We start from the raw sequence: 14,934 nt of genomic DNA on the forward strand, positions 1-14,934 counted from the left end.
AATGCCCCATCACTTCCAATGATCGGGCCCCAGGAACGGCAGGCTCAACACAAACACCGGAACCGCCACAGGAACCAACGCCGCGCCCAGCACCTTGCCGGCGGCCGTTCCAACCCCCGGCTTGTCCGTATCGTCCGGCCGGATCCGCTCAGCCCGCGCGGTGATCGACTGCGGCAGCTTCGCCTTCGCGGCCAGCGCAGCAGCGTCCGGCAACTTCACCCGCTCGCCATCACTCTCGAACAGTGCGCTGTAATAGCTGCCGCCCTGCCTGGAAAGGTTGCAGTCCGGGTTGGCCGCCAGCTCGTAACGGCTCCGGGCTTCGAGGATGTACGGCCGGCGCGTCAACTCGTCAATGGCCTTGGCCACCCGCGGGCTGATCTCCAACCGCTCCAGCTTGAACTGCGCGGCCTGTTCCTGCGTCACCTGCTCCGGCCGCAGCAGCAGCGCGTAGCTGCCATGCACCTTGGTCCTGTCGGCCGGAACGCGCCAGTCCTCACGGAAGTACAGCTGCGCGCAGACCACGGCCTCGCGCAGCGGGCTGTCCATCAGCGCACGGTAATCGCGGAACGGCGCGGCGTCGAAGCGCATCGGCTCGTCATAGACCGGCAGCAAGTACAGCTTGCCGTCCTCGGCCACGAATGCGCTGGTGATCTCGCGATTGGAATGGTGGTAATCCGGCCCGCTGGCGCAGCCAGACAGCAGGCCAAGGCACAGGGCGGAGAGAATGAAAAAAGACGTTCGCATGTCGTGTTCGAGGGCTTCCCTGGGAAAACGGCCCCGCCCGGAAGGACGAGGCCAGCCCGTCATGGTGCCACGGCACCGCATGCGATGCAGAACCCGCCCTACTTCAACCGCTCCACCAACCGCTGCCCCACTTCCAGCGCCGAAGCCGGGTTCTGCCCGGTAATCAGCTCGCGGTCCACCACCACATGCCCCGTCCAAGGCGCACTGTTGCTGCTGAACTTCGCACCCGCCCGCTCCAACGCGGTCTGCGGGTAGAACTTCATCTCACCGCCGCCCAGCAGCGGCTTGGCCTGCTCCTCTTCCTGGTTGCTGATCACCGTCATCTGGTAGCCGCTGTAGATCCACTTCGGCGTAGGCGGCATCGCACCGGCCTCCAGCTTCGCCACGAAACCATCCGCATCCGGCAGCGTGGACAGCAGCGCGATCGGCCCGTGGCAGACCAGTGCGGTGGTCTTGTTGCGCTGGTGGAAGTCGGCCAGCAAGCGGCCCAGCGCCGGGCTCTTCAGCAGGTCCTGCATCGGCGCGTGACCACCGGGAATGTAGACCGCATCGAAACGCGCGTAGCCCTGCTGCTCGATGCGCGCCAGGCTGACCACCGGCGAGGCCTTCGGCGAGGTCAGCGCCAGCTTATCCAGCAGCTCCTTGTGCAACTTCAACTGCGCGGCATCGTTGCCGAAGTATGCCGCCGTCACCGAGGACGCATCCACCGTCGGCGCCCGCCCCTGTGGCGTGGCGAAGGTCACCTCGTGGCCCGCGTCCAGCAGCAGCTTGACCGGCTGCATCAACTCGTTGAGATAGAAGCCGGTGGACAGCACCTTGCCGTCCTTCAGGTCCAGGTGGTTTTCGTCGGACAACACCACCAGCACGTTGGCGGCATGCACGCCGGTCGCGGCCAGGGTAAGGGCCAGCGCTGCAGCCAGCCGGGTCATCAGGTTCATGGGGTAGCTCCTATCGGGGAATGGCCGCCACTTTATTCATCGCCCCGGCGGCGATAAATTGGCCCCATCGCAAAACATCTGTTCCCCGGAGAGCCAAATGAGCCGCAAGTTCGACTACCTGGGCGATGTGGAGGTGTTCCTGGCGGTGGTCGAGCACGGCTCTTTCACGGCTGGCGCGGTGGCGCTGTCCACCACGCCCTCGGTGCTGAGCCGCGCGGTCACCCGCCTGGAGGCGCGGCTGGGCCGGCAGCTGCTGCAGCGAACCACCCGCCGCGTGGGCCTGACCGACGCCGGGCGGCTTTATCTGGAACAGGTGCGCACCGCCTTCGGCCTGCTGGACGACGCCGAGCGCGACGTACTGGCCCAGGACGGTGCGCTGGCCGGCCGCGTGCGCCTGAGCGTGCCCACCACCTATGGCCACTACCGGCTACCGCCCGTGCTGGCGCGTTTTGCGCAGCAGTACCCGCAGGTGCAGGTGGAACTGAACATCACCAACCGCAACGTGGACCTGGTGGCCGAAGGCTTCGACCTGGCCATCCGGCTGGGCCAGCTGCCGGACAGCGGGCTGGTGGCGCGCAAGCTGGAAGACGCGCCGCTGCTGCTCGTGGCTTCGCCAGAGTACCTGCAGCGCCGCGGCACTCCGCAGACGCTGGACGACCTGCAGCAGCACCTGTGCCTGCCCTTCGTGATGCCGCGCACCGGGCGGCTGGCGCCGTGGATCTTCCGCGACGACGGGCGCGACGTGGACTGGCTGCCGCGTTCGTCCATCGAGACTTCCGACGATGTACTGGGCGTGGTGTCGCTGGCCGAACAGGGCATCGGCATCTGCCAGAGCTATGAGTTCATCGTGCGCGAGCGGTTGCAGCGTGGGCAGTTGGTGGAAGTGTTGCCGCAGCTGCGGGGAAGATCGCGGCCGTTCTCGGTGATCTATGCGCCGCACCGGCGGCAGTCGGCGGCGGCGCGGGCGATGATTGAGTTGTTGGTGGGCAATGCGGCTGAGAATCGCGCTGGCTGAAGCTGCGAGCTTGTTAACGGTGTCGGGTTTGAACCGCTTTTCGAGGTGTGCGGCTGATCGCGCGCCGTTGCTTGGCGAGGCGGACTAAGAACTGTTGCAAAGCAGGCCGTCGCGCTATTCGCTTGTGGCATGGTCGATTGCGCCACTTTGATTCGCCATCAGCAGAGCAGCTGCGCGAATGCGTCTGCTGGTGTCGCGTGCTACACGAATGGTGCGTGCAACAATAGTTCTTCGCTCTCGGATTCCGCGATTCCTTCGCGAATTTCTATTGGCATTCGAAGCGGCTGCGTAAACACCATGACGTGCCACCGACAACGGGTGGCTCCGGGTCTGCAAACCCGCGATGAGCAACGACTGTTGTTTACGCTTGCCCGTCGGCACCGTCCTTAACCGGTGCCGGCGGGCAATCCGTCGGCCTATCTGGCGGGCGGTGCGTGGGGGTCTTCGGACCCACCGGTCATTCGTTGCTTCGTCCCGGTTTGCAGCCACGCATCGTCCGCCACCTCTTCACGGTGGCGCTGTTAAGCACAGCCACGGAAGCCGACGCCATGAACGAATCCGACACCTTCTCTTCGTACACCGTTGTTGAGCCCATCAACGACGACACTCCCCTGCCCGACCTGAACTCCCTGCTCGGCATCCTCAAGCGCATGCGCGGCTGCGAGGGGGCTGATGGGCACCCTTGGCCAGAAACCGATGTGTCGCCCGGGCGTCGCGTTAGCCTGGCCCGGAGCGAGCGCGCGATGGTGGGGGCGCTGACGGTGCTGGAGTTGCTGCACGCGGCAGACCGCTGCCGGGTGGCAGCGGAGCCGGAGAGGCATTTGGATGAGGGGGTCGTTGATGGGTTGTTCCTAGCCTGCCGAGGTTTGGTTGAGTGGGCCTGTCGGGAGGTTAGGCCCGAATAACTGGTATCGACTCGCTTCAATCACGCGACTTGAGCTTACTCTTCGTGCGAGTCCGGATAGGGATCACCTTCTACTGGGGTCCAATCATTGCGCTTCGGCGCATCGCCTCCGTAACTGCGAATCGAACGGCTTTCGGTAGCAATGAATCGCGCGCCCCGATGAATGAACGCCCTCTTGACCGCAAGCCTAGGGTGCGCCTCGTCGAGCTTTGCCGAACTACAGACGGCGGTCCAAGTCTCTTGTCCCTTATCGACCATTGATGGAAGACGGGGGCCAAAAAGCTCATCCATAATCTCAGTACTCAAGTTCCTTCTTGATCCGTGATGCGGAACCTGAGCTCGCCTGAATCCTGGAAGCACAAGGCCGGAGTATGGGGCGTAGTTGATTGCTTCTGTCAAACCACCCCTTCCCGCATCACCCGTTAGAAGAATTTTATCTCCACAAAGCGAAGCCCACTGGACTACGCTCATTTCATTCTCAGCGCTTGTTTCCTGAGAGGAAAAAAGCTCAACGTTCCAAGCAGCGTTAACGATCCTAGCCGCTCGCTTTAATAGCTCTCTAATGGCCCAGAAAGCTCGATCAGACGATGTTGCCGCCGCATCCTGAACGGACTCAGGAGTTTTCTCAGAATCAACAATCAAGTCGAGAAAGCGAGCACGACTGGGTGCGAGAACCTTGAATGGCCCAATTACCGAACCTTGAAATGGATCTGAAATCTCCACTCCAAGATCGTTGGCTTTCGTCTCGATTTCTACCAACTGCCAGTATATTTGCCTAAGGCGACGACGCAGACCATCTACCGTGCCCACCTCAAACCTATTAATTAGTTCATCTGCATAGGCCCATGGGCGCAGCATCCATAGGCGCTTGACCTTCAAATTCTCAAGAAGATGAACTGCGCCACCAGTATGATCTCCATCACAGTGAGTAATTACGAGATGATCGACCACATCGGTCTGATAGTGCTTCAGGACATGATTTACGATGCCAGGCCCTGTGGCTTGATATCCCGTATCTACAATGTGAATCGAACGGACACCACCCAATTCATAGCGAACCGTGATTGCATCACCACTCTTCTTTGTTTCGACATCCAAGAAATCTATTTCGTAGAAATCCCCCACGATCATTTCTCCTGCGAAGCAATTGCCATTGAATTGGTCACAAGCCTAGCTGCGTGATTTCTTGCAGAATTTGAAGCCAACGCGAATTGAAAAATCAATACTGCGGTGTAAGAAATATAAACAATTGGCGACTTGATTAGAAGAAGACCCAAAGTGCCAAACACAAACAGCGCAATCACCATCATCGACGCATAGTCGCGACCAAACAGAAAACCTCGATTTGCATCGGTTATAGATGGCTGATCGCGAACTGTTTGATAGATTGTGTACCAACGGCGGTTCTGCTCGTTCGGATCCACAGGGAATGGCCCGTACTTCTTCTGCAGCGCCGTCACATCAATTCGATTATCCCGGTACACGAAGAATGAAAAGGCACGGCAACCGGGAAGAGGATGACTCCAATCGAGAAATACCAAGCGGGCCTTCGCCAACGGACTCAGCTGCGAATTCAGTATCCCCGTTAGTACCAAGGCCAACGCAATCGGAGCGGTGCCCTTAACATTCCCCTGAATTGACCCGATCCACGCCGCCGGATCAACTTGCTGGGTAGTAACCAGCCCCCAAAACGCAATGGAATTCGCCGCAAGCACCAACATCAAAGCCATCCGGTTGGCATCTTTATGCGAGGCTGCCATCTGCAAATCCTCCATCCCTGCTGAACCAATTGTTGGGCTTTGTGAAGCTAGCGTCAAGTACTACGTTTGAAACGGTAAGAATCTGAAGGAGAAGCGTCTCATCCCGAGAGACGGCGCGTCTTTACTCTCAACTTCAAATACCGTGAGAGCACGCCATGCAATCGACTGTAGCGGGCACAAGACACTTTGCTTCGATCTCTGAAATTGCCGACGAACCAGGATTCTCAGCCGAGGCCCCAATCGACGCCGACTCGTATCAAGAGCTAGTTGGGTGGTACGCATTCCACGATCAGAAGCTGAGATGCTGCGTGCTCAAGCCGAGTGCGGCTCTTTGCCTAACCCATCATGGAAAAGGATGGGTCGCACGAAGAAAAGACGGCACCGCAACCCTTATTGGAGGCGACTGCGCGAGAAGCAAATTTGCGGCCGGATCTATTGCAGTGGACGATATGAGACGAGCCCAATCAGAGATCGTTCGCATCAACGCCGAAGTTCGGCTCCAAGAGCTCCTTCTGTTGAAGGACGAGAGGATCGCCGAGATCACCAACACTCTCAGTCAATTGGACTCCCTAAGAACGCGTCTGCAAAAATTTGCAACCGAGGTCGGGCCAGCAGTCTGGAAGGCGCTATGCCGCCAAGCTACCGAAGGAACGACCCGAATTGTGATTCAGGGCCATACCCCAGCGACGCGAGACCACAATGGCAACATCATCAAACAGCGAAAGAGTGCAAGCATTGTCGTCGGATCGCTGCCCGGAGTTCGAGTCTGTGATCAAGGGCTGCTCCAACGAGAAGTTGGTCGCCTCACCGAACTTAAGCGAAGCTACTTGGCCGACCTCCCGAACGAAGGTAGAAAGCGCGCAAAAGCACTGAGAGAAATCACCGCAATTCTTAGTAGTCATTCCCAGCAGATTCAAGAAGCTCAGCGACTTCTAACCGACGGAGAATCCTTTGGACGCTGTGATCTGAGCCCAGTAATTTTTTTGACTTCAGATCAAAGCACTCGAATAAAGTTGGCGCAGTTGGTGCATCAGCAGATGGGAATAAGAATAGGCAGGAACTCCGCAAAGGAGTGGCTACAGCTGCGTGATCGGACCATCTTGGCGAGTGGTGGCGTATCAAAGCTGGATCTGTAGCGAGGAGTCCGATATCGACTTGCACAAGACTTCAGCTGGCCATGTCTCTTCAAATACAACAAGGGCGCCTCTCGGCGCCCTCGTTCTTTCAACTCACTCCCACTCAATAGTAGCCGGCGGCTTCCCAGAGATGTCATAGACAACCCGTGACACCCCCCGCAACTCATTGATGATCCGGTTGCTCACCGTACCCAGGAAGTCATACGGCAGATGCGCCCAATGCGCGGTCATGAAGTCGATCGTCTCCACGGCCCGCAGCGCAATCACCCACTCATAAGCACGCGCGTCGCCCACCACGCCCACCGACTTCACCGGCAGGAACACGGCAAACGCCTGGCTGGTCTTGTCGTACAGGTCCGCCTTGCGCAGCTCATCAATGAAGATGGCGTCAGCCTTGGCCAGCAGCTCGGCGTATTCCGGCTTCACTTCACCCAGGATGCGCACGCCCAGGCCCGGGCCCGGGAACGGATGGCGGTAGACCATGGTACGCGGCAGGCCCAGCTCAACACCCAGGCGGCGCACTTCGTCCTTGAACAGCTCGCGCAGCGGCTCCACCAGGCCCAGCTTCATGTGCTCCGGCAGGCCGCCCACGTTGTGGTGGCTCTTGATCACGTGCGCCTTGCCGGTCTTGCTGCCGGCCGACTCGATCACGTCCGGGTAGATGGTGCCCTGCGCCAGCCACTTGGCGTTCTTCAGCTTGTTCGACTCTTCGTCGAAGATCTCAACGAACAGGTTGCCGATGATCTTGCGCTTGGCTTCCGGGTCGCTCACGCCTTCCAGCGCGGCGAAGTAACGGTCGGCGGCGTTGACGCGTACGACCTTTACGCCCATGTGCTCGGCGAACATCGCCATCACCTGGTCGCCTTCCTGCCAGCGCAGCAGGCCTGTATCCACGAACACGCAGGTCAGCTTTTCGCCGATCGCCTTGTGCAGCAGCGCAGCCACCACGGACGAATCGACGCCGCCGGACAGGCCCAGGATCACTTCGTCATCGCCCACCTGTTCGCGCACGCGCGCGATCTGGTCGTCGATGATGTTGGCGGCGGTCCACAGGGTCTGGCAGCCGCACACATCCACCACGAAGCGGCGCAGCAGCGCCTGGCCCTGCAGGGTGTGGGTCACTTCCGGGTGGAACTGCACGCCGTACCAGCGCTTTTCTTCGTTGGCCATGGCGGCCACCGGAATGCGGTCGGTGGTGGCGGTGATGGTGAAGCCTGGCGGCGCAACGGAGACGTGGTCGCCGTGGCTCATCCAGACATTCAACTTCGGCTCGCCACCGTGGTCACTCAGGCCCTTGAACAGCGCATCGTGGTTGATCACGTTCACTTCGGCGTGGCCGAACTCGCGCTGGTCAGCGGCTTCGGTGGCACCGCCCAGCTGCGCGGCCAGGGTCTGCATGCCGTAGCAGATGCCGAAAATCGGCAGGCCGCTGTCGAACACTTCCTGCGGTGCGGCCGGCGCACCCGGCAGCGTGGTCGATTCCGGGCCGCCGGACAGGATGATGCCCTTGGCGCCGAACGCGGCGATCTCGGCCGGGTTGTGGTCCCACGCCCAGATTTCGCAGTAGACGCCCAGCTCGCGGATGCGGCGGGCGATCAGCTGCGTGTACTGCGCGCCGAAATCGAGGATGAGGATCTTGTCGTTATGGATGTTGGTCATGGTGCCGTTCCAGTGGTGTTTTTCGCAGCGCCCGGCGCTTCAAGGCTCTGCGTCAGCGCGGCGATGAACGCCTCGCGTTGTTGAATATGTGAGGTGTCTTCCTCGTCCCAGCGCAGCATCAGCAGCCCGTGCGGTGCGTTGGGGTTGGAGCGGTCGGCGCGCGGCAGCTCGGCGATTTCCTGCACTTCGGTGCCGGGCACGATGCGCCGTTGCAGCGCCGCCATCGAAGCGCCCGAATCCGCAGCGCCCCAGGACGCCCAGCGTACGCTCATCCGTGCGGGCTCCAGCGCGCCCAGTACTGGCGTCAGCACCGGATCATCCGGCCCGTGCAGCAGCTCGGTAATGCACTGCAGCGTGACCTGCAGCGGGCGCTCGCCGGTGCCCTTCAGCAGCCAGCGCTGCTCGCCAGCGGCCTGCACCTGCCAGCCCTTCGGCAGCGAAAACGCGTTCTGGCACGCCTGCACGTCCTGCAATTGCGAAACCGCCGCGCCCGGAGACCCGGAGCGCGGCGGCGGTTCGGACAACGAACAGCCTGCCATCAGCAGGCTGCCCGTAATCGCAAGAGCAGTTCGCAAGCGCATCAGGCGCGGTAGTTCGGCGGCTCTTTGGTGATCGTCACGTCGTGGACGTGGCTCTCACGCTGGCCGGCGCCGCTGATCTTCACGAACTTGGGCTTGCTGCGCATGTCTTCGATGGTGGCGCAGCCCACGTAGCCCATGGTGGCGCGCAGGCCGCCCATCAGCTGGTGGATGATGCCACCCACCGGGCCGCGGTACGGCACGCGGCCTTCGATGCCTTCCGGCACCAGCTTGTCGGCGGTGGCGGCGTCCTGGAAGTACCGGTCCTTCGACCCCTTTTCCATGGCGGCCAGCGAACCCATGCCGCGGTAGCTCTTGTACGAACGGCCCTGGTACAGCTCGGTCTCGCCCGGCGATTCCTCGGTACCGGCCAGCAGGCCACCGACCATGATGGTCGAGGCACCGGCGGCCAGCGCCTTGCCGATGTCGCCCGAGTAGCGGATGCCACCGTCGGCGATCAGCGGGATGCGGTCCTGCAGCGCTTCGGCCACCAGGTCAATGGCGGTGACCTGCGGCACGCCGACGCCGGCGACGACGCGGGTGGTGCAGATCGAGCCCGGGCCGATGCCGACCTTCACTGCGTCCGCGCCGCTGTCCAGCAGCGCCAGTGCGGCTTCGCCGGTGCAGATGTTGCCACCGATGACCTGCACGTTCGGGAAGTTCTTCTTGACCCAGCTGACGCGGTCCAGCACGCCCTGCGAGTGGCCGTGCGCGGTATCGACCACGATCACGTCCACGCCGGCGGCGACCAGCGCTTCCACGCGGCGATCGGTATCGCCACCCACGCCGACGGCAGCGCCGACCAGCAGGCGGGTCGACAGATCCTTGGCAGCGTTGGGGAAGTCGGTGTTCTTCTGGATGTCCTTGACGGTGATCAGGCCACGCAGTTCGAACGAATCGTTGACCACCAGCACCTTTTCGATGCGGTTGCGGTGCAGCAGCTGCAGCACTTCGTCGGACGCGGCGCCTTCCTTGACCGTGATCAGGCGATCCTTCTTGGTCATGATGTGGCGGACCGGATCGTCCAGCTCGGTCTCGAAGCGCATGTCGCGATGGGTCACGATGCCGGCCAGCAGGCCGTCGCTGCCCACCACCGGCACGCCGGAGATGTTGTGCGCCTGGGTCAGGGCCAGCACGTCGCGGATGGTGGTTTCCGGGCCGACGGTGATCGGGTCGCGGATGACACCGGCCTCGAACTTCTTGACCTTGGCCACTTCCGCGGCCTGCTGTTCCAGGCTGAGATTCTTGTGGATGATGCCCATGCCGCCGAGCTGTGCCATGGCGATGGCCAGGCGGGCTTCGGTGACGGTATCCATGGCTGCGGACAGGATCGGAAGCTTCAGCTTCAGGTCGCGAGTCAACCGCGTTTCGAGGTTGACGTCCTTGGGCAGGATGGTCGAATGGGCGGGGACGAGCGAGACGTCGTCGTAAGTGAGTGCTTCAGCCTGGATGCGCAGCATCGGCATACCCGAGATGTGGGGAAGCGCGACATTTTACCCTGTTTCTGGAGCCAAGAACAGCATTTTTGGTATCCAGAATTGGATTTCTGCGCGACACAGTGTCGCGCCAGCGGTGATCCGTTCAGGGCACCCAAACGCACCGCCTTTGGTAGGTGCCAACCTTGGTTGGCACAAACAGGGAGAGGCCTTCACCCCATCTGGGGTCCAGCGCCGGACGGATCGTGCCAACCAAGGTTGGCACCTACCAACAGCCGGTCGTCGGCCTGCCTGTGGTGGGTGCGGACCGTTGGTCCGCACTCTCTCTCAGACACCAGCGCCCCAGCAGGAACCCCACCCCTCTGGCATTGTGCCGACCAACGGTCGGCACCCACCAGCAGCACATCTCGCGAGCAGACCCAAGGGCCAGATCCAGCCGCTTTAGGTGGGTGCGGACCGTTGGTCCGCACTAACCCTCAGACACCTGAGACCAGCCCCAGGTGCGCTCAGCTCAGCGCTTCCGCCGCTTCCAACGTGTTCTGCATCAACGTGGCCACGGTCATCGGTCCCACGCCACCCGGCACCGGGGTGATCCAGCTCGCCCTCTGGGCGGCGGCTTCAAACCCGACGTCGCCCACCAACCGGCCGTCATCCAAGCGGTTGATACCCACATCGATCACCACCGCGCCCGGCTTCACCCACTCGCCCGGCACGATGCCCGGGCGGCCCACCGCCACCACCAGGATGTCGGCGTTGCGCACGGCCTGTTCCAGCACGTCCTTGGGGGTGAACTTGTGGCAGCTGGTCACGGTGCAGCCGGCAATCAGCAGCTCCAGGCCCATCGGGCGACCGACGTGGTTGCTCACGCCCACGATGGTGGCGTTGCGGCCACGCACCGGCTGGTCGGTGTGGCCCAGCAGCGTGGTGATGCCGCGCGGGGTGCACGGGCGCAGGCCGAATTCGCGCAGGGCCAGGTGGCCGACGTTTTCCGGGTGGAAGCCGTCCACGTCCTTGCGCGGGTCGATGCGCTGGATCAGCCGGCGCGCGTCGGGGATGCCCGGCAGCGGCAGCTGGATCAGGATGCCGTTGATCTTGGGATCGGCGTTGAGCTGGTCGATCAGGTCGAGCAGCTCGGCTTCGGTGGTACCGGCCGGCAGATCGTAGTCATGCGCCTCGATGCCGACCTTCTCGGCGGCACGGCGCTTGTTGCGCACGTACACGGTCGAGGCCGGGTCGCCACCGACCAGCACCACGGCCAGGCCCGGACGGCTGCCACCGGCGGCCACGCGGGCGTCGACGCGCACCTTCAGGCTGTCGAGCAGGTCCTCGGCGATACGGCGGCCATCAAGGATGCGGGCAGGAAGCTGGGAGGCGGAATCGGTCATCGGGAGCGGGCGTGGGGCGGCGGGGACGCTATTGTCCCCGATTCAGGCCCCCTCGCCCACCGCCACGGCTTGGGTAATTCCCCACCTGGTAGTGCCGGCCGCTGGCCGGCAACCTCATGACGTCGGAACGTTCCCGTATCTGCCGGCCAGCGGCCGGTACTACCGGGGGCTACTCTTCCTCTTCCGGCACATCCTGCGGGTTCAGCGTCTTGCTCTCCCGCTTCGGCGCAGTGAACGGCGTCGGCGTCGGTACGCCCTGCGGGCTGTTGCCGTAGATCATCCGCGCCCCGGCATTCAAACCACCGCCGGCAATCTCCAGCTCAAAGCGCTCGGCATCGCGGCGGCGGATCTGCTCGGCGATCTCGATCGCGTCGTCCTCATCCGCACCCAGCTCCACCAGCGCAGCCTGGCCGAACAGCACCGCCGATTCAAAGGTCTCTCGGATCTGGAAATCGACACCGGCATGGATCAGCCGCAGCGAATGCTCGCGGTCGAACGAACGCACCATCAGCTTGGCCTGCGGGAACTCATGCGCCACCAGTTCAACGATGCGATCAGCCGCCTCGGCCTTGTCCACGCACACCGCAATCGCCCGCGCGGTGGCCGCGCCCGAGGCATGCAGCACGTCCAGACGCGTGCCATCACCGTAATAGATCTTGAAACCGAAGCGCGCCGCGCTCTGGATCATCTCCACATCGTTGTCGATGATGGTCACGTCCACGTCGCGCGCCAGCAGCGATTGGCTGGCGACCTGGCCGAAACGGCCAAAGCCGATCAGCAGCACGCTGCCGGACAGGCCATCGGCCTCGTCCACGCCATCCATGTTCACCGTCGGCTTCGGTGCGATGCGCTTGTAGACCAGCACCACCAGCGGGGTCAGTGCCATCGACAGCACCACCACGGCGGTGAAGTTGGCATTGATCTCCAGATTGATCACGCCGGCCGATGCGGCGGCGGAGAACAGCACGAAGGCGAACTCGCCGCCCTGCGCCATCAGCACGCCACGGTCCAGCGCCTGTGCGTGGTCGCTGCCCATGATGCGCGCCACCACGTAGATGCACAGCGCCTTGGCCGCCATCAACGCCAGCACCAGGCCGAGGATCAGCTGCCAGTGCGCGGCCACCACGCTCAGGTCCAGCGCCATGCCGACGCTGAGGAAGAACAGGCCGAGCAGGATGCCACGGAACGGCTCGATGTCCGCCTCGATCTGGTGGCGGAAGGTCGACTCACTCAGCAGCACGCCAGCGAGGAATGCACCCATCGCCATCGACAGGCCGGACAGCTGCATCAGCAGCGCCGCGCCCAGCACCACCAGCAGCGCGGCGGCGGTCATCACCTCGCGCGCCTTCGATTCGGCCAGCACGCGGAACAGCGGGTTGAGCAGGAAGCGACCGACCAACACCAGGCCGACGATGGCACCGACGCCAATCGCCACCGACAGCCAGCGCGAGCCCTCGCCATCGGCACTGCCTGCGCTCGGGCCCATCCAGGCCACCAGCGCCAGCAGCGGCACAATCAGCAGGTCTTCGAACAGCAGGATGGAGACGATCTTCTGCCCCGACGGCAGCGCGATGTCGCCGCGCTCGGCCAGCAACTGCATCACCACCGCGGTGGAGGTCAGCACGAAGCCGGTAGCGCCGATGAAGGCCACCTGCCACGGCAGGCCGAACAGCTTGGCGATGCTGGTCAGCACCAGCGCGCAGGTAACGATCTGCAGCGTGCCGAGCCCGAAGATTTCCTTGCGCAGGCTCCACAGGTGCGAGGGCCGCATTTCCAGGCCGATCACGAACAGGAACATCACCACGCCGAGCTCGGCGGTATGCAGGATGGCCTGCGGGTCGGAGAACCAGCCCAGCCCGAACGGTCCGATCGCCAGGCCGGCAGCGAAGTAGCCCAGCACCGAGCCCAGGCCGGCCCGGCGGAACAAAGGCACCATCACCACCGCCGCACCCAACAGGGCGACGACCTTGACCAGCTCGCTGGTCGCTGCTTCTACCGCCATGCGGTGTTTTCCCCAAGATCCAGAATCGGGTTCAACAATAGAGCAATGCCGATGACGGCAATAGCACGCATGTTGCGTCGGATTGTCTTGGAGATGGAACGATGCCAGGAGCGACCCCCAGCATCATCCCGAATCCCTATACATCCATGCACGCATGGCGTGGATCTACCGACGCATTAGTAGATCCACGCCATGCGTGGATGATGCCCAGCCGAACTCACCCACCCCGACAGAACGCGGCGTAATCGATATACCCCGGGAACGGCCCCCCCGGCGCGCACACCGGGCAGTGCGGGTCCGGCCGGATGCCGGTCTCGCGGAAGCGCATGCCCAGCGCATCGAAGCGCAGCAGCCGGCCGACCAGCGGCTCGCCGATGCCCAGCAGCAGCTTCAGCACCTCGGTGGCCTGCAGCACGCCGGCCAATCCCGGCAGCACACCCAGCACGCCCGCCTCGGAGCAGTTCGGCGCGAACTCCGGCGGCGGTGGCTCGGGGAACAGGCAGCGGTAGCACGGCGCCACGCCACGCTGGCGGCCGGCGTCAAACACGCTTACCTGACCGTCGAAGCGCTCGATGGCGGCATACACCAGTGGCTTGGCGTGCTTGATGCAGGCGTCGTTGAGCAGGTAGCGCAGCGGGAAGTTGTCCGAGCCGTCCAGCACCACGTCCACGCCCTCCAGCAGCGCATCCACGTTCTCGGACGTAACCCGCTCGGGCACCGCCTCGACCTCGATCGACGGGTTCAGCGCCAGCAGCCGCTCGCGCGCGGAATCGACCTTGAACTGGCCGACGCTGGCTTCGGTATGCACGATCTGCCGATGCAGGTTGCTGCGCTCCACGCGATCGTGGTCGGCGAAGCGCAGGTGCCCTACCCCGGCCGCAGCCAGATAGAAGCCAGCCGGCGCACCCAGCCCACCCGCGCCCAGCACCAGCACGCGCGATTGCTGCAGCGTACGCTGGCCGGCCTCGCCCACCTGCGGCAGCAGCAGGTGGCGAGAGTAGCGATCAAAGAAGTCGCGGTCGGCGGCGCTGGCCAGCGGCTGTACCAGCGGCAGCGACTGCTCGCGCCAGGCCACGGTGCCGCCCGTCACGGAAGCGACGCGGGTGTAGCCGGCCTCCAGCAGGAACTGCGCGGCATCGGCCGAGCGCTTGCCGCTCTGGCAGATCAGCAGGATTTCCTGGTCGTGCCGCGGCAGATGCACGGCCGGGTCGGCCTGCAGCTCGCCCTTGGCCACGCCTCGCGCGCCCTCGGCCATGCCCCCGGCCCGTTCATGCGCCTCGCGTACATCGATCAGCACGGCGCCATGGGCCAGGCGCTCGCGTGCCTGCGCGGGGGAAATCTCTTGGATGCTCATGGCCGCATTATCACGCAGGCCGC

General features: G+C 63.3%; 13 protein-coding genes. 3 read left to right on the top strand and 10 right to left on the bottom strand.

From position 1 onward, the window contains the following. Positions 1–9: 9 nt before the first annotated feature. Together ACJ7C5_RS12755 and ACJ7C5_RS12760 are read right to left on the bottom strand one after the other, a co-directional pair. Positions 10–744 carry a hypothetical protein gene (locus tag ACJ7C5_RS12755; protein ID WP_412704115.1) on the bottom strand — a complete coding sequence of 245 codons (735 nt, stop codon included), beginning with the start codon at positions 742–744 and terminating at the stop codon, positions 10–12. Positions 745–842: 98 nt separating this feature from the next. Beyond that, a complete protein-coding gene (locus ACJ7C5_RS12760) occupies positions 843–1,682 on the bottom strand; it encodes a type 1 glutamine amidotransferase domain-containing protein (RefSeq protein WP_412704116.1) in 840 nt (279 codons plus the stop codon). Positions 1,683–1,779: 97 nt separating this feature from the next. Here ACJ7C5_RS12760 and ACJ7C5_RS12765 point away from each other — a divergent pair, with 97 nt between their 5' ends. Together ACJ7C5_RS12765 and ACJ7C5_RS12770 are read left to right on the top strand one after the other, a co-directional pair. Further along, on the top strand, positions 1,780–2,697 hold the full coding sequence (locus ACJ7C5_RS12765; protein ID WP_329764028.1) for a LysR family transcriptional regulator: 918 nt from the start codon (positions 1,780–1,782) through the stop codon (positions 2,695–2,697). 548 nt (positions 2,698–3,245) lie between these two features. Next, positions 3,246–3,602, top strand: a complete 357-nt coding sequence (locus ACJ7C5_RS12770; protein ID WP_049449683.1) for a hypothetical protein — start codon at positions 3,246–3,248, stop codon at positions 3,600–3,602. A 35-nt stretch (positions 3,603–3,637) separates the two neighbouring features. Here ACJ7C5_RS12770 and ACJ7C5_RS12775 read toward each other — a convergent pair whose 3' ends face one another. Both ACJ7C5_RS12775 and ACJ7C5_RS12780 read right to left on the bottom strand, forming a co-directional pair. Continuing rightward, a complete protein-coding gene (locus ACJ7C5_RS12775; protein ID WP_412704117.1) occupies positions 3,638–4,726 on the bottom strand; it encodes an MBL fold metallo-hydrolase in 1,089 nt (362 codons plus the stop codon). A 2-nt stretch (positions 4,727–4,728) separates the two neighbouring features. After that, on the bottom strand, positions 4,729–5,361 hold the full coding sequence (locus tag ACJ7C5_RS12780) for a hypothetical protein (protein WP_412704118.1): 633 nt from the start codon (positions 5,359–5,361) through the stop codon (positions 4,729–4,731). Between the two features lie 155 nt (positions 5,362–5,516). Here ACJ7C5_RS12780 and ACJ7C5_RS12785 point away from each other — a divergent pair, with 155 nt between their 5' ends. Beyond that, positions 5,517–6,497 (top strand): hypothetical protein, encoded by a 981-nt coding sequence (locus tag ACJ7C5_RS12785; protein WP_412704119.1) that lies wholly within the window; start codon positions 5,517–5,519, stop codon positions 6,495–6,497. Positions 6,498–6,590: 93 nt separating this feature from the next. Here ACJ7C5_RS12785 and guaA read toward each other — a convergent pair whose 3' ends face one another. The 6 genes from guaA to moeB form a co-directional block, all read right to left on the bottom strand. Then, complete coding sequence (guaA, locus tag ACJ7C5_RS12790) at positions 6,591–8,156, bottom strand: glutamine-hydrolyzing GMP synthase (RefSeq protein WP_412704120.1); 1,566 nt, start codon at positions 8,154–8,156, stop codon at positions 6,591–6,593. Beyond that, positions 8,153–8,680 carry a hypothetical protein gene (locus ACJ7C5_RS12795; protein ID WP_412704121.1) on the bottom strand — a complete coding sequence of 176 codons (528 nt, stop codon included), beginning with the start codon at positions 8,678–8,680 and terminating at the stop codon, positions 8,153–8,155. Before ACJ7C5_RS12795 ends, guaA begins: the two co-directional genes overlap by 4 nt. A 56-nt stretch (positions 8,681–8,736) precedes the next feature. Beyond that, a complete protein-coding gene (gene guaB, locus ACJ7C5_RS12800; protein ID WP_005409308.1) occupies positions 8,737–10,194 on the bottom strand; it encodes an IMP dehydrogenase in 1,458 nt (485 codons plus the stop codon). 482 nt (positions 10,195–10,676) lie between these two features. Next, complete coding sequence (gene folD / locus ACJ7C5_RS12805; protein WP_005409307.1) at positions 10,677–11,555, bottom strand: bifunctional methylenetetrahydrofolate dehydrogenase/methenyltetrahydrofolate cyclohydrolase FolD; 879 nt, start codon at positions 11,553–11,555, stop codon at positions 10,677–10,679. 169 nt (positions 11,556–11,724) lie between these two features. Next, entirely contained in the window at positions 11,725–13,557 is a 1,833-nt protein-coding gene (locus ACJ7C5_RS12810) for a monovalent cation:proton antiporter-2 (CPA2) family protein (RefSeq protein WP_412704122.1), read from the bottom strand. Between the two features lie 217 nt (positions 13,558–13,774). Next, positions 13,775–14,911, bottom strand: a complete 1,137-nt coding sequence (gene moeB / locus ACJ7C5_RS12815) for a molybdopterin-synthase adenylyltransferase MoeB (RefSeq protein ID WP_412704123.1) — start codon at positions 14,909–14,911, stop codon at positions 13,775–13,777. Positions 14,912–14,934 lie beyond the last annotated feature (23 nt).

This window comes from Nocardiopsis yanglingensis (genome assembly GCF_045809185.1).
In the GTDB taxonomy this organism is placed as follows: Bacteria; Pseudomonadota; Gammaproteobacteria; order Xanthomonadales; family Xanthomonadaceae; genus Stenotrophomonas; species Stenotrophomonas yanglingensis.